The following is a 21350-nucleotide window of genomic DNA, read 5'->3' on the forward strand; positions in this document are numbered from 1 at the left end:
TCAGGGAGGGGAGCATTCAATGGCCGGTGTGAAGCGCGGCAGTGATCAGCGCTCTTCGCGTCGGCCGCGGATGCTCAGTGCGATGACCGAGACGAGGAACCAGAAGGCGCCGAAGGCCGAGTAGCCGGCGACGGTGGACAGGCCGCTCGTCGCCGAGGCGGACGTGGCGGCGATGGTGGCACCGGCGAGGACGGACTGCCCGCCGCTGATGACCATGGGCCACTGGGCGCCGACGGTGCGTCGGCGCCGGATCGCCACGACGAGCTGGATGGCTCCGGACAGCAGTGCCCAGACACCGAACACGAGAAGGGTCGTACCGATGGTGGAGAAGACGGCGACGATCATCCCGGCGGTGGCGGTGAGGCCCAGACCGATGTTGACGGTACTGACGCGGTTGGTGGCGCCGGGGCCAGCCAGCCGGCGCTCCAGGAGCGTGGCGATGACGTCCCACAGGGGGTAGACGACGAGGAGCACGGCAGCGATCACTGTGGGCTCGTCCGTCGACACCAGCCTGGCGGACGTGGCGAAGACCAGCGCCACCCAGATCAGGGAGAAGGCGACCCGGATCAGATAGAGCGTACGGAGCCCGGAGGGCGTCGTCGTGGCCGTGGTCGAAGCTGTCGAAGTTACGGTGGTCTGAGTCATCGGGTGTCCCGTTGTGATCGTGACGGTGTGAGACGGTCGCCTCGATCACGAGTCTCAGCGGCCTGGCCAGAGGCCGCGTACTTCGAACGAAGTACTTCCGCCCTCCGCTTCGACGGGAAGGGGCTCCATCGCTCACCACAGGGTGGTACAGCCTCGCCGTCTACCACATTCGAAGTACACGGCCGCCGCACGCGTGAACGAGAATCAGCACATGGTCAAGGCGCAGAACAGTCAGGACGGGCCCGTGGCACCGCTGTGGGTCCGCCGGCCGGAGGTGCCCCACCGCATCGCCTACGCGGTCGCCGCGCTGGCGTTCACCGGTCAGATCGTGGCCGCGGTACTGAGGGGCTCGGACTGGCCGACGGCCCTCTCCGTGCTCCTCGCCGGCGGCGGCGTCGCCCTGTCGTGGTGGAGGCCGTGGGCGGGGCTGGTCGTGACGAGCGCGGCGTCCTTCGCCGTCACCGCGGTGGGGCACGACCCCCTGTCGGTGTGGATGATGGCCGTGCTCGTGCTGTTCTCCGTCACACTCAGGGGAAAACAGCCGCTGGTCGGAACCGGCATCGTGGCGGCGTTCTTCCTGGGCGCGTTCATGACGGTCGGAGGATTCCGCGGCGGCGCGGTCGTCGGAGCCGCCGCCCTCTTCTCGGCCGTGGCGGGAGGTGCGACGGGGGCCGCACTCCGTATCCACCGTGAGCACTGGTGGACCCTGGAGGAACGGGCTGAGAGCGCCATCGCGACGCGCGAGATCGAAGCCACCCGACGCGTGACCGAGGAACGGCTGCGCATCGCCCGCGACCTCCACGACGTCATCGGTCACCAGGTCGCGATGCTCAGCCTGCACCTCGGTGCCGCGGAGATCGGGCTGCCCGAAGGCGCCGAGTCCTCCCGGGAGGCCCTCGTCTCCGCCAGGTCCAGCGCCCGCACCGTCGTCGTCGAGACGCAGCGCATCCTCGCGCTGCTCCGCCTCGGGGACGACGTCTCCGGCGACGAGGCACTCCGACCGACCCCGGCGCTCAGCGGTCTGGAAGGACTGGTCGCCTCTTTCGAGAGCATCGGCCTGGACGTCCGCCCCTCGATCTCCATCCCTGAGGGTTTCGTGGAGCCCAGCGTCGGCGTGACGGTCTACCGGGTCGTTCAAGAAGCACTCACGAATGCCTACCGGCACGGAGAGGGGGCGGCGACGGTGGACGTGCGCGAGCGCGACGGCAGGATCTGCGTCACCGTGGAGAACCCCGTCAGTCCTTCACCTCGCGGCTTCGACGCCGGCAGCGGACTCGGGCTCGTGGGGATGCGCGAACGGGTCGAGTCCTCCAGCGGGCGGCTGACGATCGACAGTCACGGCGGGCGGTTCCGGGTCCATGCGGAGTTCAGCCCACTGGGAGCGGTCGTACGATGACGCGGATTCTGATCGTCGACGACCAGGACGAGATCAGGGCCGGGATCAAGGCGATGCTCCGGCTCGACCCCGGCCTGGTCGTCGTGGGTGATCTCTCCGACGGACTCCAGGTCGTCCCCTTCCTCCGGGACCACCCCGTCGACCTGGTCCTGATGGACATCCGGATGCCCGGCATCGACGGCGTCGAAGCCACTCGTCGGATCCGCGCAGAGCATCCACCCGAGAGGACCCGGGTGATCGTGCTGACCACGTTCGACCAGGACGACATCGTGCTCGCCGCACTGCGCGCGGGCGCCAACGGCTTCCTCAGCAAGACCGTGAGTCCTGCTGAACTCGTCGCCGGGATCACCGAGGTCGTCGGTGGTGGCGGTGCGCTGTCGGCCGCCGCGACGGCCGCGCTCATCGGCCACATGACCGACAGCCCGCCTCCGGTGATCGACCGGGAGCTGCTACGACGCTTCGACGCCCTGACGCCCAGGGAGCGCGACGTGGTCGTTCTCGTCGCGAGCGGTCTCGGCAACGACGAGATCGCGGCGCAGATGTCCGTGTCACCGTTCACCGTGAAGACGCATGCGGTGCGCGCGATGACGAAGGTCGGCGCACGCGATCGCGCACAGCTCGTCTCGTTCACCTTCCGGGCGGGCCTCTATCCCTGAGTCGGCGCGACTCGCTACGCCGCCTCGATACGGAAGACGCTGCCGCCGATGGCAAGCACATACAGTTCGCCGTTGCCGCCCTGTGCGAAGGAGATGACCTCGCCGCCGTTGACTCCGAGGTCGTGCACGGCGGTCACCTTGCCGTTCTTCAACTGCAGGGAACGGACGGTGCCGTCGCAGTAGTCGCTGTACACGTACTGGCCCTTGAGGTCCGGGATCGCCTTGCCCCGGTAGACGTAGCCGCCGGTCACCGAGCAGCCGAAGTTGGTGCGGTCGTACTCATGGATCGGCGGCACGTGGTTCGCGGGTTCCGTGCCGCCGCGGAAGGGGTGGGTGCCCTCCATCTGGTTCCAGCCGTAGTTCTCCCCGCCCTTGCTGCCGGCCGGGGCCCAGTCGATCTCCTCCCAGTCGTTCTGGCCGACGTCACCGATCAGCAGGTCGCCCGTGCCCGCGTCGAAGGAGAACCGCCACGGGTTGCGCAGCCCGTACGCCCAGATTTCGTCCCTGGCGTTCGGGTCGTTCACGAAGGGGTTGTCCTTCGGGATCGCGTACGGCTTGCCGCCCCTCGGGTCGATCCGCAGGAGCTTGCCGAGCAGCGTGCCGAGGTTCTGCCCGTTGCCGTGCGGGTCTCCGCCCGAACCGCCGTCGCCGAGCGCGATGTAGAGATAGCCGTCCGGGCCGATCTTGATGTCGCCACCGTTGTGGTTCGGATAGGGCTGCGTCTGTGTGAGGACCGTACGGCGGGTCTGCGGCTGGATCTTCCCGTACCGTACGGCGAACTCGTCCACGGTGCTGGTGCCTTCAAGGTTGGTGAACGAGATGTAGAAGTGCGCGAACTTCTTGTCGAACGCGATGCCCAGCAGCCCGCGTTCGCCGTCGGTCGTGGTCTCGGCGGATATGTCGAGAACCGGGTTGCCGAGGCCCTTGCCGTCCAGGACCCGTACGGTGCCCGCGCGTTCGGCGATCCAGAGCTTTCCGCCAGGGCCGGCGGCTCCGGCCGTCGGGTTCTTGGCCGTGGCCACGTTCTTGAGGGTGATCTTCGCCGCCTTCCGTGCGGCGGCCTGCTCATCGGCCGACGCCGCGGTCAGCGCGAGGGAGGCGACGAGACAGATCGTGCCGATGATCGCCGAGCTTCTGGTGCGAACTCTCACCGTGTTCCTCCTGGAAGCGGTGAATCAGGTCGCGCGGCTGCCGGGCTCGTCGTGCGGTGCCACTGGCGCCGACACGCAACCTGGTGCGGGTGGGGGGAGAGAGAACGGTGTGCTGTTGGCCGGCTACGGATGAGGATACTGGGACACAGCCGCTTGGTATAGACCAACTGTCCGAGAAGCGCAGCCAACAACGGGGAAGACTACGGGCGTTCATCGAAGTCGACGCGTATGTCAGACGCGGGTGGAGTACTGGTCCAGGAGAGCGCGCAGCCGGTCGACGTCGTCGGCCGTGCTCAACCCACGCTTGGGCAGAACCTCAAGACACAGGATGTTGGGGTCCCGGCTCAACAGGACGAAATGGCCACGCGTCTCCCGGTAGCCCTGCAGGACCGACCACTTCTGGATGAGCGTGCTGTGGTCACTGCTGGTGGTCATTCCGGCCGCGGACACGACTGTGCGGTACTCCCCCTGCCATCCGACGATCCGCTGCACCTGGGCGGCCTGCAACCGCGGATAGCCACCCACGACGAGGACCACGAACACGAACAGAACGGTGGAGACCACGTCGGCGCTGCCCCGGCCTATCGTGCCCAGCAGCCACTGCCCCACCCACAGTGCGAGGAACACGCTCCGCAGCACCAACCCCCACCGCTTGATGCGCTGCCGAGCCCGCAGACCCACCAACGTGTCGGCGGGCAGCGGACGGTACACCAACTGCACCGCCGCCTCGTCCACGACGTCAGCGGCGCCGTCCGTGCTGTGGTCGGCGCTTTCCCGGCCTCCGGCCATGATCCCTCCCCGATGAGACAACCCGCGGATCCTACCGGCCCCCCAACTGCCAGAACGCGCCACCGCCAAGACGAAGCGGGCTCCGGCCGAGCACGCCGCACACCGGACACTCCCGATCCACCATGCGCCGGATCACCCGCGCGGGCGTCTGTCCCGCTGCGGTCGGCCAGAGCGACAGGGCGCTCGGCACGCGCACGTCAGGGCTTCGTCGGCCGGCCCGGCTCCCGCGCGCCCTCGGCGGATCGGTGTGCCGCCGCCGACAGCAGGGCGAACGCCACGGCGAAACCGAGCATGGTGAACACGCCCCTCGGCCAGAAGATGTGGCTGTCGACGAACGACCAGCAGGCGACGAACAGGAGCGCGGCGCCCGGCAGTACCCGCACACCATGCCGCCGCCAGAGCACCGCACAGGAAGCCAGCGAGGCCACGGCCAACCCGTACACCCCGATCCGGCCCAGCTCGTCGCCGGTGACGAACAGCCGACCGGCCGCTCCATGCACCCCGTTGTCCACCACGACCCCGGCGGATATGCCGGCCACCGCATCGAGGCCCGAGTAGTACGCGGCGAAGCACAGACATCCGGCCCAGGAGAGCACCGTCAAAGCTCCCTCCCCATCGCGGCGCGGCCGGCCCCACAAGGGCACCACCAATCCGAGCACGAGGAGCGGGAAAACGGGCAGCAGGACCACGTGCAGTTGGGCCCAGTGGTCTGCCGTCCTCGGCGTCAGATGTCGCGGGTGCATCCAACCAGCCGCTGCCAACAGCAGCGGAGCGGCCGTCACCAGGACCATCACGCGCACGGTACGCAGGGATCGCATCGCCTCAAGTTAGGCGCACACCTCCGGCCGTGGCCCGCCCCTCGGCCCCGCGTCAGCATTCCGTAAGACGTGACCGACAACTCCGTACCGCCGACGCGGCCGAGTTCTTACGTAGGCATGACATGACGCCGAAGACGCGGCCTCACGCCCAACCCACCCGCAACTCTGGCCACCCCAGACCGTCGGCACATCTGCCGCCCAGCACCAGGAGGAATCTCATGCGACACAACGCCCGCAAGCGTTCGAAGACAACACATCGCGTCATCGCCGCCACGGCAGGTCTCGCGCTCGGAGCGGGCGGGCTGATCGCGGTCAACGTGTATGCCTCCGCCCACGAGAGCGCAAACAACAACTCGACCAAACGCGCTCCCCAACGGCAAGCCGATCCGGCGGGCGGGGCCAGCACGATCAGCTGCCCGGATGTCGGCGCCAAGCTGACCTCGGTCCCCGGCCCGGCCAGGGCGCAGGTCGCCAAGGAACTCGCGCTGCTCGACAAGCAGGTGGCCGAGGCATACCAGCGTCTGCAAAGTTCGGCCATGGCCGTCCAGCGGGACGGCACCTTCGCCGCCAACGCAATCATGGCTCCGCTGAAGGACAAGCGCGTGGCGACCATCGACCGGATCACTGTCGCGATCGGCCGGTCGGGCACCAGGCCGCAGGGCCTTGAATCCCTCGCCACCTGCACACTGCGCGCCACCGACGCCCAAGCGCCGGGGCAGGAGCAGGGCCAAGGGCAGGACGAGACCGCCGGCCAGGGCGGCAACGGCCCCGTAGCCGCCGACTTCGTGGACATCACCACGGTCCGGCCCAATGTGAGGAGCCCTCGCAAGCAGCGCGGCGCTTCCGTCGGCCTCTTCACGACCCGGTGCGGCGTCAACGAGAACAAGCTCTACAACTCCGACAACATCATCGTCGCACCCGGCGTCGACAACGGCGCGCACCACACGCACGACTACGTCGGCAATCAGGACAACGACGCCTTCACCACCAACGAGGAGTTCGCCGCCGCCGCGACCAGCTGCCGCAACCAGGGCGACAAGTCGACGTACTACTGGCCGGTGCTCCGTCTGCAGGACGGCACGCAGGAGTTCGACGCCCAGCAGCTCGGCGGCGGCGCCGAGGGCAACACGGGCACGATCCTCACCGCCTCCAAGGTGACCCTGAACTTCGTCGGCAGCCCGCGCGGCAAGGTCGTGGCGATGCCCAAGTTCCTGCGGATCATCACCGGTGACGCCAAGGCATTCACCAACGGGACCGCCAACGCGAACGCATCGTGGAGCTGCACGGGCTACGAGAACCGGCAGCTGACGGACAAGTACCCGGTCTGCCCGGAAGGCAGCAGCCTGGTCCGTACGTCCAAGTTCCAGAGCTGCTGGGACGGCCGGAGCACCGACAGTGCCAACCACCGCTCACATGTCGCGTTCGCGGACCCCAGGACCGGTGCCTGCCCGAGCGGCATGAAGGCCATCCCGCAGCTGGTCCAGCGACTGCTTTACGACGTGGACGCACCCAGCCTCGACGACAACGGGCAGTCCAGCCCCTTCTACGCAGTGGACGGTTTCCCCGAGCAGATGCACAAGCCGATCACGGACCACGGCGACTTCATCAACGTCTTCGACGAGCGCCTGATGAACCGCATGGTCCAGTGCATCAACACCGGCCGCGTCTGCCGATGACCCCCTGGCCCGATGGACGACCTCGCTGACGCGGGGAAGGTGCGGGTGTTCGCCGGCCCAGGCACCCCGGTCAGTGCGGTGGCGGGGCCGGTTCCAGGGCGTTGCCGACGGTGCAGCCGCCCTCTCCGGGCATCCGCTGCATGTGGGGCGGTACCCACACCTCGGTGGCGCCGGGGCTCACGCGGGCGAGAAGGCAGTCCTGCGGGTCGAAGCCGTTGCCCCGCACCGACAGGAGAACGCCGACCCGGCCGCTCTCCGCCTTCACCTCGGTTCGGATCACCGGATCCAGGTCCAGGGCGGCGAGCGTACGGCGCACATCGGCCTCGTCCACCCGGCCGCCCTCCGGCACCCGGGGAAGTTTCGCGCGGAGCTCCTCGTACGGCAGCCGGGGCGGTTCGGGTGGCGGGGCGAAGGTCAGCGGACGGCCGTCCGGGCAGTCCACGTCGCGGGGATCCTCGCCCCAGTCCGACTTGGGCGACACCCGCACGGCGAAACAGCGCCGCACGGTGACCCGCTGAGGGTCGAGCCATCCGTTGTAAGCCGAGCCGGACGTGCGCACGAGGACGTCGATGCCGTCCCCGTCGTGGGTCGCGGTACCGGTCAGCCGCAGTACCTCCACCCCGTCGATGCCGGAAGCGGCGCGGCCGACTTCCTCCGCCGTGCGCGGACGCTGGCTGTAGAGCCGCTGCCCCGCCGTCCTCGCCGCCTCCCGTGCGGCGTCCGTCGCCTCATCCTCGGAGGACTGCACCACGCCGCAGCCGGCGGTGAACAGCAACAGTGGGGCGAGGAGCAGCAGTCGACGCATGCGTCCACCCTTCCGGCGTGGCGTGGCACGGGCTACCGCTCGCGTACTCAGACCGGCGTAGGTGATCGTACTCAGGCGGTGCGGCGGTGAGAGTTGGGTGCACCCGCTGACACTCCGGGGCGCGCGTACCCCTCGCTCTTCAGGCCCACGCGCCCGACAGCCGCCGCGTCACAACGGTGCTGAGCGTGCGTATGCCGTGCGCCGAGCCCGGGTCGATACCCGTGAGTTCAGCGACCCTGCGCAGGCGGTAGTCCAGGGTGCGCGGGTGGACGTTGAGGGACGCTGCCGCCGCACCGCGGTTCATGTCGTGGCGGTAGTAGGCGTCGAGCGTGGTCATGAGGTCCGGGCCCGGTTCGAGGCTCCGGGCCACCGTGTGGAGCCAGGCGTCGATGAACGGCACGTCCGCGACCGCGAGTTCGACGAAGACGTCCGCCATGACGTACGGCCGTATGCGGCGGGACGGCTTTCCCAGCGGGGCCGATTTGCTGATCCGGCGGGCGCGTTCGAGGGCGGCGGGCAGTTCGTCGAGCGGGGCGGTGGCGGTGCCGGCGGCGCAGGGGCGGCCGAGGGTCTCGGCGAAGTCCCCGACGAGGTCCGCGACGGCGTCGGGGGCGGAAGGCAGCCGTATCGCCTCGTCGGTACACGGAACGACGGCGATCAGCTCGCCGCCCCTCGTACCGCTCTCCGGATACCAGACGACCGGCACCCGGTGCATCTTCACCAGCGTTTCGATCTCGACGTCCAGGTCATGGTGGCCCAACGGGCTGTCCGGCACGCGGATCACCGTGACGGCGCAGAACTCCGGAAGTTCCAGATCCAGTGCGGCGGCGAGGTCCGCGGCCATGGGGTCGCCGGTCACCAGCGACCTGGCCAGCAGGGCGATCTGTTCGACGTACGGCAGACGACGACGCAGCACCGTCACGAATCCCTGTCGGTAGGCGACGATCCCGCGGTCTCCCTGCGGGGCGAACCAGGTCATCACTTGCATGAGTTCCTCGACATCGCCGCTGCGCAGGCTCTCGGCCGCCTCCTGGATGTCACGCAGCATCAGCGTGGTGTGCAACTGCAGTATCTGCTGCCGCGAATCCGAGGACATTCCGGCGTCGGCCCGCACCTCGCCGATGGCCGCGATGCAGCGGAGGTCGCCGTCGGTCAGCTCGCTGTTGTCCGGAGACAGTTCGATCGTGCGGCGCCGCAGCCACACCGAGTATTCCATCGTCTCGGCCTTGGCCCGGGGCCTGGTTTCCCACGAACGGAACTCCGGAATCTCGCGCAGATACGTCTCGACCTCCCGGCAGGCGTTGGTCGGCGCCTGCCGGGCCAGTTCGGCGAAGAGGCTCCCCATGGACGGGAGCCTGCCACCGCAGGTGAGCGGGTCGACAGACGAAATCCGGACGCGATTTGTCACTTCGCGTGAATCGACGACTCTTGCGCCACCCGGGTATTTGTCATGGTGCGCAAAGTTCCGGGATCCAGGCAGGGTTGGGTCCCGATCCGGTTGTGGAGCTGCCGTGAAGGCGGCTAAACAGGAGTCGTCAAAGCGCCGAAATTCGCATGCGCAGAGATCCGCATCGCGGGTGCAATTTTCCTCGATGACATTCGATCGAACGGGAGGGGAACATGATGAAAGCAGGAATCAGAAAGAGACTTGCGGCGGCCGCCGCGGTCCTGTCCGTTTCCGCGGCATTGCTGGTGAGCGCGCCCGGCACCGGTTCGGCCGCCGCGGCCACGCCCAGCCTGCGCGCCTTCGGGATCACCGGCGACGGCACCCTGATGGCCACCTTCACCACCGACCGGCCGAACGTGCTCGACTGGGTCCGGGTCATCACCGGTCTCAGCGGCGACACCAAGCTGCTCGCCCTCGACCACCGCGTCCAGGACGGCCTGCTGTACGGCCTCGGCGACAAGGGCGGCATCTACACGATCAAGACGCCGCCGCAGACCTCCGACGTGGTGGTCACCAAGGTCTCCCAGCTCCAGGTCGCGCTGTACGGCACCAACTTCGGCTTCGACTTCAACCCGGCGGCCGACCGGCTCCGGGTGGTCAGCGACAACGGGCAGAACCTGCGGCACAACCTCAATGACCACACCACGGTCGAGGACACAACCCTCACCACCCCGCCGGCCACCGGGCCGACGCGGGGCGTCACCGCGTCCGGCTACACGAACAACGACCTGGCCGCCGCCACCGGGACGCTCCTGTACGGCATCGACACCAAGACGGACAACCTCGTCCTCCAGGCGCCGGCCAACAACGGCACGCTGACCACGGTCGGCTCGCTCGGCTTCGACGCGCAGCCCAACGCGGGCCTCGACATCTTCAGCTACTTGACCAACGGCAAGACGACGTCGGTCGCCGCGTTCGCCTCGCTCACCCCGTACGGCGCAAGCACCCCGACGCTTTACAGCATCAACCTCGTCACCGGCGAGCCGACTCCGATCCTCCAGTTCCCGCTGAACATCACGTCCCTGGCGGTCACCCTCACGGGAAGCTGACCCTCACGGACTCGCACGGCGGCCCGCCGGACATCCATGTGCCCGGCGGGCCGTCATGGTGTTGCCGGATGGTCCATCGGGAGAGGCCCCCCGTGAGCCGGTCGTCCCGATCTCCATCGAGGCGTCCGGAACCACCTTTGCTACGGATTAGGGAGAATCTCGCAACCTCAACGGCCATGAGGCGGCGCCGGGTCAGCGAGCAGCAGTCGCTTTCATGAGCGCTTGTTGCCCGCTTCTTGAGCAAACGATGACAGCGGGCAGAAAGGGGCATCCGAGCTGGTCTGCTGCATGCATGAACAGCAACCACAGGTCCCGATTCCCGTATCGGCGTACGTACCGTCGCCCCTCCCAGTACACCCTGAACACGGCGGCTACAGCCCTCGCGCTGGGTATCGCCTTGGTTGGGTGCAGTGGTCAGGGCACCGGCGTCCGGACGGAGGGACAGAGCGAGTCGACGAACGAGATGACGAGCACCGGTACGAAGGTGCTGTGGGTGGGCGACTCCATCGCCGGCGCCGAGGCCCCGGCCCTGGGTGCGGCCCTCAAAGCGAGCGGCGTGGACTTCAAGGACGCTTCGTCCGATGGCGGGGGCACGATCGTCGCCGGCAGCGAGAAGATCACGAAGATGATCGCTGCCGACACGTGGAAGCAACTGACCAAGAACATCGAGTCGTTCCAGCCCACCGTGATCGTCTACCAGATCACCACGTACGACTGGGGAAGCCAGGATCAGCAGCGCGCCGCCTACGAGAAGCTCGTCAAGACGGCCGAGGACGCCGGGGCCAGGACAGTGTTCGTTCCGGCTCCCCCCATCAAGATCGACGACTTCTACAAGAAGCACGCGTCGCAGATGCGTACCGCTCCCCAGGTCGTCGACGCGGTCGCCAAGAACAGTGGCGGTGCGGCGGTCTTCCTCGACGCCTCGCACGTGTGGGGCACCGACGCGTCGGCAAAGAAGGCTCAGCGCGCATCCGACGGGATCCACAACTGCCAGCAGGGGGCGGCCGCCTTTGCCGCCTGGTTCACCACGGAGCTCGGCAAGCAGCAGGGCTTCACGCCCGCAGCCGTGGACACATGGGCCGAGGGCTCGTGGACCAGTGATGACCGGTACGCCAACCTCAAGTGCGACAGCTGAGGGAACAGTACATGTTCATGCCTGAGCGTCGTACGCACGTAGCCGCCCTCGACGGGCTGCGCGGGTTCGCGGTCGGGGCCGTCCTGCTCTTCCACGCCGGGCATCTGCGCGGAGGCTTCCTCGGCGTCGACCTGTTCTTCGTGCTGTCCGGGTTCCTGATCACCGGGCTGCTGCTCGGCGAGGCGGGGCGCGGCCGGATCGCCCTGGCCGCGTTCTGGGGCCGCCGTGCCCGTCGCCTGCTGCCCGCCCTGGTCTGCGTGGTGGTCGTGACCGTGTCGGCGACATGGGCCTGGGGCACCTCGGCCCAACTGCGGTTCGCGCTCGACGACATGCCGTGGGTCGGGGCCCAGGCCGTCAACTGGCACTACATCACCCAGGTCATCTGCACGGCTGCCAACGCCGACGTACCCGGCGGCAAGCAACCCCCCGACGTGGACGTGCGAATCCAGGAGGCGGGCTACTCGACGGCATGGACCATGCGGTGCAACGCGGCAGGCAATGTCGTTCCCGTGCCGACCCGTTGACGCCAGAGCGTGCCGCGCGCCGCTCCTCCGATCAACTGGTCGCATGCGGCCCGGGTCCTGCGGAGGTCGCCTCGGCCGAGTCCTTCCACCGGCCGGCCGGCTCTTCATGGATCAGCCAGGTCGAGCAGTGGTTCGGCCTGCTGACTGACAAGCTCATCCGCCGCGACGTCCGGATCTCCGCGAAGGCGCTGGAGGACGAGATCGGGACTCTGCCGCCCACCAACCTGATCGGCCGTCACACGAGGCGCTTGCGTCGCCAGCCGAACAGGAACACCGTCATGGCGACCGTCAGGGCCAGCAGGATCGACGCGCCCAGCCACTGCATGCCGGACATCTGGGAGATCGGGAGGTAGTCCACCGACCAGCCGACGACATCGGCCTGCTTCAGGCAGAACTCTTGCGCCTGCTCGGTCTGCTCCGAACGGCAGGTGCTCCAGCCGAGGAGGTCGCCGCTGCCGGTGATGTAGGAGCTGTCGAGCTGGTAGGCGGCGTCGGGCAGTGTCGGGAACGAGTTCTCCGCGACGACGCCTTTGCCGGTGATGACGGTGACCACGTCGCCGAGGCTCAGCCGGAAGTAGGCCCAGACGAGCTGGACGCAGAGGGCGAACCCGAGGTGACCACCATGGCGGCCAGGGTGCGGCGGAGCACGAGGCCGATCGCCACGCCGCCGACCACGGTGAAGAGGCTCAGCGCGACAGGCACCGGGCCCGTGTTGTCGAAGGCGCTGCCCTCGGCCCAGAACGCGACCGTGTTCTGAGCCCTTACCGGATTCCACCACCGTGGGTGCGCCGTTTGTCAACGCAGGCTCGGCGCGGGGCAGCACCCCGTCAACCAGACGAGCGGTTCCGAAGTGCCGTATGGCCGAGGGGGGTTGTCGGACCTGCACGCTACGTTGAGCGCATGACCTACGTTGAGAGCAAGGCGGAGCGCATCGGGCCGCAGCAGTTCCACGAGACCGCCGGCGTGGAGGACTGGCGTGTCGTGGGCGAGGGGGCGTGTGCGTACTTCCGCACCGGGTCGTTCGCGGTCGGCGCCCGGTTCGTGCAGGCGATCAGTGAGATGCCGCAGGCTGGGGACGATCACCCGGATATCGACGTGAGGCAGGAGGGTGTGATCGTACGGCTGATCACGGTCACAGACGACTACTACGGGCTGACCGAGCGGCACGTCGAACTGGCCCGGCAGATCTCGGAGGTGGCCCGCACGCTGGACATACCGGCAGACCCGTCCGCCGTGCAGACCGTCCAGGTCACCATCGACGCCCTCACAGGATCCGATGTGGTGGCGTTCTGGCGTGCCCTGCTCGGCTACCAGGACCGCGCGAACAGCGACGAGGACCTGATAGACCCGCGCCGCCGCGGGGCACCGTTCTACTTTCAGCAGATGGACGCACCGCGCCCGCAGCGCAACCGGGTCCACGTCGACGTGTGGGTGCCGTACGACCAGGCCGAGGCCCGGATAGCCGCAGCGCTCGCGGCCGGTGGACCTGGTGAACGACGCCGACGCGCCGTCGAACTGGGTACTGGCCGACCCCGAGGGGAACGAGGCGTGCGTCGGCGTGGCCGGCCCGCTCGGGCCGGCCACCGACCGACCGTGAATGTCACGGCCCGACGAGACCGTGTCGCCGGTTGGGCCGAGACACGGCTCCATTACCGCCAGTTACCGTCAGTGATCGAACTCGGTCAGTGACCGTAGGACGGAGTACCGGTCTTACGGTTGTGCCAGATCGCGGCGGCCATCGCGATGACCCACTGGGCGACCCGGACGGCGACATCCTCGAAGGTGCGTCCGCCGTCCTGTTCGAGACCCCAACGGCCCCTTCAGCGGTGTCGTTCGCCGACTCGATCAACTGTCGCACCGACTTCAACAGGCCCTCACCTGGACCGCCTCCCCCCGTAACCATGACCACTCGCGACCGCGAAGATCGACGAGTGGGAAGTGCTGGCTCCGGCGTCGTAGGAGACCTCCACCTCCAGGGACCTCGGGTTCTTGGCGGCCGGGCCCTCGATGGAGGGCGGGACCGTGCTGCGGCTTCCCGAGGCGGCCGTGCTGGTGGCGGTGAACGTCGGATGGCAGCGGACGGTGGAGAGGGGCAGGAGGGTGGAGGTGTCGAGGGCTTGCGATGTGTTCCGAGATGAAGGTCTGGGCCGCGGTCAAATGGCTGGTGGTGCCGGCCACAGTGGCCGTGCGGGTCATGTCCGTGCCATTTCACCCTCACAACGCCTGGCGCTGTGCGACTGAGGAGCCGAAGTGCTGCTTCAGCAGGGCGAGTTCGCTCATCTGTGTGGCGTGCCGATAGTCGGTGGGGAAGCGGTCGGGCAGGTGGTAGCGGAGGTTGTAGGTGGTGCTGCCCTTCTGCCACAGACCGTTGAGCTGCATGCTGAGCTTCCCTGGCCCGGCGGCCGGCCCCAGGGTCACGGTCCGCTGATTCGTCACCGAGCCCCAGAACACGGTTGTGTTGTGCGCGTCGCGCTCGGTCTCCACGCCCAGGCTGAGGCAGCTGTCCGGCTTCTTACCGCATCCGGCGCGCTGATCTCGACCACCTCGGCCGAGCGGGCGTCGAATGTGACCGTCGTGTCCTCGGTGATCGAGGGCCTCGGCCGGACGAGCACCGAAGTGTCCTTGGCGTGGGCTTCCGCGTCGGCCACGACCGTGTCGATGACGTATTCATCGCGCGGGACCCGCAACTTGAGGCCTCCTCCGGCGCCCCCCCCCCCGCGAGGAACTGCCGACCGCCGCCACCCTCGCCGCACAGTTGGTACCCACCGCCTGACCCGACCGGGGCCGGGCCTTCCGGTCCAGAGGAACTGCGGGTTACGGGTGGGAGGGCGGCGGTGCGCGGGCGACGACCTGCGCCGCGCCGGTCCATGAGCGGACTCCGGTGCGGGCGCAGGCAAGTGGGTACCGGCAGCTGCCGTGGGTCTGCCGAGTCCGAGTGCCGCAGGTGCCGCACCGGGGGCGGCCGGCGAGACAGCCCGTGAGTGCAGGTCCACGCACCACAGGGACAGGGTGACGAACGGGTCCAGCGGTCCGCGTGATGTCTGCATGGCCGATGAAGCCCAGGACCTGCATGTCTTGGGCCGTGTCGGTGGTGTCCCCCGCCGTGCGCACAATGGCGACTGCCCGTGCGCACGGTGGAGAGCCGCGCCGACCGCACCACCATAGCTTTCCGCCGAAGCGACAACGGAGTGAAGGGCGTGGAGCGATGTCACAGCCGACACGTGTGGAGCACGACTATCTCGTGGTGGGCGCCGGATCGGCGGGCAGTGTGATCGCCCGGCGGCTGCTGGACGCCGGGCACTCGGTGCATGTGGTGGAGGCCGGATCGAAGGACGACGACGAGCGCGTGCACAGTCCACAGGGGTGGCCGCTGCTTCTCCAGTCCCCTCTGGACTGGGCGCTCATGACCGTGCCTCAGCGGCACGCGGACAACCGGTCCTTGTACTGGCCCCGCGGCAAGGTCCTGGGCGGCTCCAGTTCGCTGAACGGCATGATCTACATCCGTGGTCACCGCAGCGACTACGACGCCTGGGCCCATACGGGCTGTCCGGGCTGGGACTGGGACAGCGTGCTGCCGCTGTTCAAACGGTCCGAGGACCACGTCGACGGCGAGAGCGCCTGGCACGGCAAGGGCGGACCGCTGCCGGTCGGCCGGATCACCGAGCCGCATCCCACCGCAGCCGCGTTCGTGGAGGCCGCTCTCGCGCTCGGGCACGAGCACACCGAGGATTTCAACGGCGAACGGATGGTCGGTGTCGGCTTCAATCACGCCACGATCCGTGACGGCCGGCGGATGAGCGCCTGGCAGAGCTTCGTCGCCCCGCTGCTCGGCAACCCGGCACTGACCGTCACCACGGGAGCCCATGTGCACCGGGTGCTGATGGAGGACGGCCGGGCCGTCGGCGTCGAGTACGCGGTCGGCGGCGCACTCCACCGGGCGTACGCCTCGGCCGAGGTCGTGCTCAGCGGCGGCGTCATCGGCTCGGCGCAGACGCTGCTGCTCTCCGGCATCGGCCCCGCGCGGCACCTGCGCGAGGTCGGCGTCGAGGTGACCGTGGACCTGCCGGGCGTCGGCGAGAACCTGCACGACCACCTGCTGGTCAGCAACGTGTACGAGGCTTCCCGGCCGCTGCCGCCCGGGAAGGCCAACCTGCTGGAGAGCCAGCTGTTCGCCTCCACCGACGCCCGCCGACCGGGCCCCGATCTGCAGCCGCTCTTCCTCCACCTGGTCTACCCGGCGGAGTCCTATCCGGTGCCGGAACACGGCTACACCATCGCCCCCGGCATCGTTCGGCCGCTTTCACGCGGCACACTGCGGCTCGCGTCGGCCGACCCGGAGGCGGCGCCGCTGCTCGACCCGAACGTACTCTCCGAACGGTACGACCTCGAAGCGCTGGTCGACGCCGTGGAGCTCTGCCGCGAGATCGGCGGCCAGGCCGCTTTCGATACCTGGCGCAAGGCGGAGGTGGCCCCGGGGCCCGAGGCGCGTACGCGCGACGACCTGCGCGCCTACGTCCGCCGGGCCGTCGGCACCTACCACCATCAGGTCGGCACCTGCCGGATGGGACAGGACTCGCTCTCCGTCGTCGACCCCGAGCTGCGGGTGTACGGGGTCCAGGGGCTGCGCGTCGCGGACGCCTCCGTCATGCCGTCGGTACCCTCCGGCAACACCAACGCCCCTTCGATCATGATCGGCGAGAAGGCCTCCGACCTCATCCTTGCCGCTTCCTGACACCGGCACACGCGCGGGTACCGGGTGAGCCGGGTGCAGCGCTTGCCCACCTCCACACATGCGGGGAGGTCAGCGATGCGGGCGGCTTGTTCTGCCGGCCTCCTTGCGGATCTCCGCCGCGCTCCGGCCGAACTCCGCACGCAGGGAACGGCTGAGATGTGTGGCGTCCGGGAGGCCCCAGGCCGCGGCGACGACCGACACGCTACGGTCCGCCAGGGCCGGATCGGCCAGGTCGCGACGGATCCGCTCGAGCCGCCGGCGGCGGATCCAGGAGGCCGGCGTCACGCCACGCCGCTGCAGGATCTTGTGCAGGTAGCGCACCGAGATGTGGTGGGCGCGCGCCACCGATTCGGGGGACAGGCCGGGATCGGACAAGCGGCTGAGGCAGTGGGAGAGGATGCGCTCGGCGAGCTGATCCGCGGGGCTGAGCGCGACCGGTGGCTCCGCAAGAGCCGCCAGCACCAGCGAAACCAGCGCCTCGGCCAGGTGCGCGCCTCCGCCCGCGCTGCATGCATCCAGATCGCTTGCGACGTCGCGCAGCAGCGTGGCCGCCAGGCGTCCGCTGCCGCTGCTGGTCGGCACCGGCGACGCCGTACGAGCAGCGACCGGACGGCTGTGGGGACCCAGCAATGTGCGCGGAATGCCGAGCACGACGATGTCGAACGGATCCCAGAAGCGCAGTTCGTACGGCCGTGTCGTCTCGTAGACGACGAGGTCGCCCGGGCCCGGCAGGCATTGGCGCCCGTCCTGTTCGACGCCCGCGCGGCCACGGCTGTACAGCGCGACCTTCACCAGTTCCTGGTCTCCAGAGCCAATGAGGGCGCTGGTGCGTTGCACCGTGCACGGGCCACCGCTGATCCTGGTGACCAGCACCTCGCCCGGCTTCGCGCTGCGCAGTGCGGCGGCCGGGCCGGTGGCGTCGGTGGGTTTGTGGGGGCGGATGCGCAGCGGGGCGAACGCGTCGGACGCGACCTGCTGGAATCGCTCGGACTGCTCAGGGATGTCGGGGACCGTGGTGATGGGCTGCCTCCTTCGCCGTGTTCTCGTCGACCGGTGAAGAGGCGTCCGGCGCAGGGCTGAAGCCGGGGGCCGGCACGTTCTCGACCCGCGAGCCTGACGGCACGTTGGTGGAACACCGAAACCCCGCGCACGAAGGGACAGGCTGCCGCGGCCGCCTCGACGGTGTGGCCGACAACCCCCGCTACGAAGCCGGTCACGGCGGGGTTCTCCGCCCAACGGCCCGTTGCACAACCGTGACTTCCTGCGGTACCGGCGCAGCCGCCGCACCAGCGACTCGGCCGCCCCGGCGGAGCGAGACGCGGTTGCAGAGACTCGGAAACACCCTGCGCCGCCGTACGGAAGGGAAGAATTCGAGGTCCTGCCGGGCAGAGTCCGGCGCGGCCGGGACGGACTGCCGCGTAGGCGCTCCTAGCGTCCTTGCCGGGGTAGGGCGCGCGCGTTGCCGGATCACCCGCAGACCACCTGAGCGCACGGCGTCATGCTGCCGCGCCGACCCGGAGGAAAGACACGGGCACTGTTCCCGAACGCCGGGCCCACAGCCGGACCATCACGGCCGGCCCGTACTGGCCGACCGGCCGCGGTGGCAAGGACGTATCACGTCTTGCCGCGGCCCAGAACAAGAGTGGAGCAGACGTACATGGAACGGACCACGTCCGCAGCCGGGGGAAGCGAACCGGCGGCCTCGTCCGGCGCCGCCGAAGAGCTGCAGGAGGCGTCGGCCGCACGATCGGCCGGGCCTGGGGAGAACGAAGCACTCTGGGAGCGGCCGCTGCCCTGGAATGCGGACCGCGGCGGTGGTCCCGAATCCGTCACCCGGGAGGAACCGGCCCCGCAAACCCCGCAGGACCCGACCGCCCCTCGGGCCTTGGGACAGCGTGATACGGGCGGGGAGCTCGGTGTCCTCCCGGCACAGGGGCCTGTGGGCGAGCGCCAGGAAGCCGGACCAGGACGGCTGTTCACGATGCTGCGCGGGGCCGTCGTCTCGAGGAACGACGGCGGACCCGCGCAACCGGAACAGGGCCCGGCGCTGCGCGGCGGACCAGCAGAAGGCGAGCCGGAGCGGGCCGCGCGCATCTCCGGAGCCGTCGTCGCCGCCTGTGTCCTGGTGGTCCTCTCGGTGACCGCCGTGTCGTTCCTGGCGTTCCCCGACGACAGCAACACGCAGGCCGGCCCCTCCGTTTCCGTGAACCCGGCCAGGACATCAGCCGGAGAGTCCGCGTCCGAGGAGACTCCGAGCGGGTCACCGACCGCCACGAACACCCCCAAGCCCACCAAGTCCCGGCCCTCCCAGGCGAGCGGCCGCAGCGGGAATCCGACCGTGCCAGCCGGAACGGCCTCCTCCCGGCCCCGGGCAGAGCCCGGCACCACCTCCTCCCACGCGATCGAGGCGGCGCCAGGAACCACGACCGCAGCGACAGCTGAGCCGGGTCCGTCCAGCACCGGGTCCCCGGCCGCAGCCGGACGCATGATCGTCGGCTTCGCATCGTCGCGATGCATTGAGGTGACCGCGCACGACGGGACGGACGGCTCCCCGCTGCGGCTGTGGAGCTGTGGCGGCGACGCATGGCAGAAGTGGGTGTTCCGGCCGGACGGCAGCGTCCGGTCCATGGGCCTGTGCATGGACCTCGCGAACGCCACGACCGCGAACGGCAGCGGCATCCAGCTGGCCCGGTGCAACGGCGGATGGGCCCAGCAGTTCCACCTCACCGGCGCGGACGATCTGGTCAACCGTGCGACCGGAAAGTGTGTCGACGTCACCGGTGCCGCCACCGGCAACGGAGCACGACTGCAGCTGTGGGACTGCGCAGGCACCTCCAACCAGAAGTGGCGCTTGCGCTGAGGCGGCATCGGGCCGACGTCCGCAAGACCGAGACCGCGCGTTGTCGCGAATGATCCGTAGGAACGAAGGGCTGACGGCAGTGGGACAACCGGGTGTGCGCCGCGTGGTGCGGCTGGCTGAGGCGGGCTACGCCGGGGACTGGGTCGCCTTTTGGGATGTGGCCCTGGAGGCGCACGCCGCGGGCAGCGGTTTGCGCGGCTCGGTCTGGGGTGAGGTGCTGGACGCCGCCCAGCGGATGCCGCGCGAGGTGCGGGAAGGCGTGGCCCTCCCCGCCTCGGCCCGCTTCCAGCAACTCAAGGACGATGTCGCGGCGCAGCGTGCGCTGCTGGTCCTGCTCGCAGTGATCTCACCCGGACTGCCGGACGACCCCCTGGTGCCGGAGCGGCGGGCGATTCTGGCATCGGCCGGCCGCCGGTTCGAGGCCGACCTGGACGACGCCACCCTGGCGCAGGCCGAACTCGCCGCCGGGCGCGAGCTCACGGCACCGGCCGTCGCCGCGATCCGGCGGTCCTCGGTCCTGCCGCACGCCCCTCACAGCACGGTCGCTCTGGGACGGGAGCTGCCCGAGCCCGTACTGAATGTCGGGGAACCCTGGGCAGAACAAGTACTCGCGGACCTGCCAGGACTCGGCGCGGGCTGGACCCACCTCCTGCGCCACGCACTGAGCTCGACATCGGCGGCCACTCCCCCAGCTCGCTGGGAGAAGGAGGGCCGGGCCTTGCTCGACGCGCTGTCCCCTCAGCCGTGCGGGACCCACGACGGGGCAGAGATCAGCCGGCGCATCATCTCCTGGCTGGCTCTGGTCGGCCGTCCTCGCACCATCCCGCTGGAACCCGGCATCCACAGAGAGCAGTTCAACGAGGTCGTCGACCCGTACAACGCCCCGGCGGTCCGCGGCCTGGTCCGGCTGCTGACGTACCTGCCCCCGCGCCCCGAGACTGCCGCCTCACTGAGCACCTTGACCGAGGTGTTCCTGCGCGGGGCGGGGCGTGTCGGCCCAGGCGATCTCAAGATCGCCAACCTGTGCATCAGAGCGCTGTCGCGTATGGGCGACGAGACGGCATCGACCGAACCGGCCCGGCTCGCCGCCTCCGTCACCCACCGGGGCGCCCGGAAACTCCTCCAGAGCGTTGTCCCGTGCACCGTTACGGCTGAGATGCCACCCGAACGTGAGGCTCCCCGGAGCCTGCCGCGGACGGACGACACCTTGCTGATCCGCACAGACCTCTCCGACCACGCAGCCTGGCAGACCCTCCACACGGCGATCACCACTCCAGGCGACGACGACTTCCTCGCGAATGTTCACATCGTGGACGATCCCGCCTACCGCGATCTGACCACTGAACAGGTCGTCTCGCTGGCCCTGGCCCCTGCCGGAGCCTTCCTGGTGATCGTGGCGGACAGGATCGCCGTCGCGACACCCAGAGATGCCCTTGCTCGCCGTCCACCGGCCCTACGAGGACGAACCGGAGGAGGGGTATGACGAACTGCGCGTCATAGCCGAAGAGCTCTGGTCGATCGAGAACAACATCTCCCTCGCCAACATGGACTGGGAGGAGTTCGTCGATGCCGCCGATGACGACGGTGTCTTCCGTGGTTTCTGATCCCGGGCGACAGCCGTGTGGGACCGGCACCCCAAGTACCCGCCCGCATCGTGCCGTTGTCCA

At 69.2% G+C, this 21350-nt stretch carries 21 protein-coding genes and 1 pseudogene; 12 read left to right on the forward strand and 10 right to left on the reverse strand.

All coding sequences use genetic code 11. From position 1 onward, the window contains the following. Positions 1-45 precede the first annotated feature (45 nt). Complete coding sequence (locus tag ACFPQ9_RS38335; protein ID WP_380863696.1) at positions 46-645, reverse strand: DUF308 domain-containing protein; 600 nt, start codon at positions 643-645, stop codon at positions 46-48. Between the two features lie 211 nt (positions 646-856). Here ACFPQ9_RS38335 and ACFPQ9_RS38340 point away from each other — a divergent pair, with 211 nt between their 5' ends. Then, positions 857-2041, forward strand: a complete 1185-nt coding sequence (locus ACFPQ9_RS38340; RefSeq protein WP_380863698.1) for a sensor histidine kinase — start codon at positions 857-859, stop codon at positions 2039-2041. Further along, positions 2038-2697 carry a response regulator transcription factor gene (locus tag ACFPQ9_RS38345; protein ID WP_380863701.1) on the forward strand — a complete coding sequence of 220 codons (660 nt, stop codon included), beginning with the start codon at positions 2038-2040 and terminating at the stop codon, positions 2695-2697. Before ACFPQ9_RS38340 ends, ACFPQ9_RS38345 begins: the two co-directional genes overlap by 4 nt. Before the next feature lie 14 nt (positions 2698-2711). Here the strand turns inward: ACFPQ9_RS38345 and ACFPQ9_RS38350 are convergent, their stop codons facing one another. From ACFPQ9_RS38350 to ACFPQ9_RS38360, 3 genes are all read right to left on the reverse strand, one after another. After that, positions 2712-3848 carry a PQQ-dependent sugar dehydrogenase gene (locus ACFPQ9_RS38350; protein ID WP_380863704.1) on the reverse strand — a complete coding sequence of 379 codons (1137 nt, stop codon included), beginning with the start codon at positions 3846-3848 and terminating at the stop codon, positions 2712-2714. A gap of 231 nt (positions 3849-4079) precedes the next feature. Then, positions 4080-4637 carry a YcxB family protein gene (locus tag ACFPQ9_RS38355; protein ID WP_380863706.1) on the reverse strand — a complete coding sequence of 186 codons (558 nt, stop codon included), beginning with the start codon at positions 4635-4637 and terminating at the stop codon, positions 4080-4082. 197 nt (positions 4638-4834) lie between these two features. Continuing rightward, positions 4835-5455, reverse strand: coding sequence for a hypothetical protein (locus ACFPQ9_RS38360; RefSeq protein ID WP_380863710.1), 621 nt, complete (start codon positions 5453-5455; stop codon positions 4835-4837). Between the two features lie 218 nt (positions 5456-5673). Here ACFPQ9_RS38360 and ACFPQ9_RS38365 point away from each other — a divergent pair, with 218 nt between their 5' ends. After that, on the forward strand, positions 5674-7131 hold the full coding sequence (locus ACFPQ9_RS38365) for a DUF1996 domain-containing protein (RefSeq protein ID WP_380863712.1): 1458 nt from the start codon (positions 5674-5676) through the stop codon (positions 7129-7131). Between the two features lie 70 nt (positions 7132-7201). Here the strand turns inward: ACFPQ9_RS38365 and ACFPQ9_RS38370 are convergent, their stop codons facing one another. Together ACFPQ9_RS38370 and ACFPQ9_RS38375 are read right to left on the reverse strand one after the other, a co-directional pair. Continuing rightward, on the reverse strand, positions 7202-7936 hold the full coding sequence (locus tag ACFPQ9_RS38370) for a translation initiation factor IF-2 (RefSeq protein ID WP_380863715.1): 735 nt from the start codon (positions 7934-7936) through the stop codon (positions 7202-7204). A gap of 139 nt (positions 7937-8075) precedes the next feature. After that, positions 8076-9281: a PucR family transcriptional regulator gene (locus tag ACFPQ9_RS38375; protein ID WP_380863718.1), complete on the reverse strand. Its 1206-nt coding sequence runs from the start codon at positions 9279-9281 to the stop codon at positions 8076-8078. 278 nt (positions 9282-9559) lie between these two features. On the opposite strand from ACFPQ9_RS38375, the gene ACFPQ9_RS38380 reads away from it, so the two are divergent. From ACFPQ9_RS38380 to ACFPQ9_RS38390, 3 genes are all read left to right on the forward strand, one after another. Continuing rightward, the gene (locus tag ACFPQ9_RS38380) at positions 9560-10432 is read left to right on the forward strand and encodes a DUF4394 domain-containing protein (protein WP_380864401.1); all 873 of its coding nucleotides are present in this window, start codon (positions 9560-9562) and stop codon (positions 10430-10432) included. Positions 10433-10724: 292 nt separating this feature from the next. Then, positions 10725-11567: an SGNH/GDSL hydrolase family protein gene (locus ACFPQ9_RS38385; protein WP_380863721.1), complete on the forward strand. Its 843-nt coding sequence runs from the start codon at positions 10725-10727 to the stop codon at positions 11565-11567. 17 nt (positions 11568-11584) lie between these two features. Then, complete coding sequence (locus ACFPQ9_RS38390) at positions 11585-12091, forward strand: acyltransferase family protein (protein ID WP_380863724.1); 507 nt, start codon at positions 11585-11587, stop codon at positions 12089-12091. Positions 12092-12326: 235 nt separating this feature from the next. On the opposite strand, the gene ACFPQ9_RS38395 is transcribed toward ACFPQ9_RS38390, so the two are convergent. Then, positions 12327-12644 (reverse strand): hypothetical protein, encoded by a 318-nt coding sequence (locus ACFPQ9_RS38395; RefSeq protein ID WP_380863727.1) that lies wholly within the window; start codon positions 12642-12644, stop codon positions 12327-12329. A gap of 347 nt (positions 12645-12991) precedes the next feature. Between ACFPQ9_RS38395 and ACFPQ9_RS38400 the strand changes: the two genes are divergently transcribed. Then, positions 12992-13780: a VOC family protein gene (locus tag ACFPQ9_RS38400; protein WP_380863730.1), complete on the forward strand. Its 789-nt coding sequence runs from the start codon at positions 12992-12994 to the stop codon at positions 13778-13780. On the opposite strand, the pseudogene ACFPQ9_RS44730 reads toward ACFPQ9_RS38400, so the two are convergent. Together ACFPQ9_RS44730 and ACFPQ9_RS38405 are read right to left on the reverse strand one after the other, a co-directional pair. After that, a pseudogene (locus ACFPQ9_RS44730) lies at positions 13757-13970 on the reverse strand (IS982 family transposase); the annotation flags it as partial. The gene ACFPQ9_RS38400 and the pseudogene ACFPQ9_RS44730 overlap by 24 nt on opposite strands. A 335-nt stretch (positions 13971-14305) precedes the next feature. Next, positions 14306-14470: a hypothetical protein gene (locus ACFPQ9_RS38405; RefSeq protein ID WP_380863733.1), complete on the reverse strand. Its 165-nt coding sequence runs from the start codon at positions 14468-14470 to the stop codon at positions 14306-14308. 826 nt (positions 14471-15296) lie between these two features. On the opposite strand from ACFPQ9_RS38405, the gene ACFPQ9_RS38410 reads away from it, so the two are divergent. Beyond that, on the forward strand, positions 15297-16823 hold the full coding sequence (locus ACFPQ9_RS38410; RefSeq protein ID WP_380863735.1) for a GMC family oxidoreductase: 1527 nt from the start codon (positions 15297-15299) through the stop codon (positions 16821-16823). Between the two features lie 69 nt (positions 16824-16892). On the opposite strand, the gene ACFPQ9_RS38415 is transcribed toward ACFPQ9_RS38410, so the two are convergent. Then, positions 16893-17765 carry an AraC-like ligand-binding domain-containing protein gene (locus ACFPQ9_RS38415; protein ID WP_380864402.1) on the reverse strand — a complete coding sequence of 291 codons (873 nt, stop codon included), beginning with the start codon at positions 17763-17765 and terminating at the stop codon, positions 16893-16895. On the opposite strand from ACFPQ9_RS38415, the gene ACFPQ9_RS38420 reads away from it, so the two are divergent. The 4 genes from ACFPQ9_RS38420 (at position 17662) to ACFPQ9_RS38435 (ending at position 21287) form a co-directional block, all read left to right on the forward strand. Next, positions 17662-17880 carry a hypothetical protein gene (locus ACFPQ9_RS38420; protein ID WP_380864426.1) on the forward strand — a complete coding sequence of 73 codons (219 nt, stop codon included), beginning with the start codon at positions 17662-17664 and terminating at the stop codon, positions 17878-17880. The genes ACFPQ9_RS38415 and ACFPQ9_RS38420 overlap by 104 nt on opposite strands. Before the next feature lie 828 nt (positions 17881-18708). After that, a complete protein-coding gene (locus ACFPQ9_RS38425) occupies positions 18709-19683 on the forward strand; it encodes a ricin-type beta-trefoil lectin domain protein (RefSeq protein ID WP_380863738.1) in 975 nt (324 codons plus the stop codon). A gap of 103 nt (positions 19684-19786) precedes the next feature. Next, positions 19787-21166: a DUF6924 domain-containing protein gene (locus ACFPQ9_RS38430; RefSeq protein WP_380863741.1), complete on the forward strand. Its 1380-nt coding sequence runs from the start codon at positions 19787-19789 to the stop codon at positions 21164-21166. Further along, positions 21117-21287, forward strand: coding sequence for a DUF6924 domain-containing protein (locus ACFPQ9_RS38435; protein WP_380863744.1), 171 nt, complete (start codon positions 21117-21119; stop codon positions 21285-21287). The genes ACFPQ9_RS38430 and ACFPQ9_RS38435 overlap by 50 nt, the downstream gene beginning before the upstream one ends. Positions 21288-21350 lie beyond the last annotated feature (63 nt).

The organism is Streptomyces coerulescens, from assembly GCF_042657965.1.
GTDB classification, from domain to species: Bacteria; Actinomycetota; Actinomycetes; order Streptomycetales; family Streptomycetaceae; genus Streptomyces; species Streptomyces coerulescens.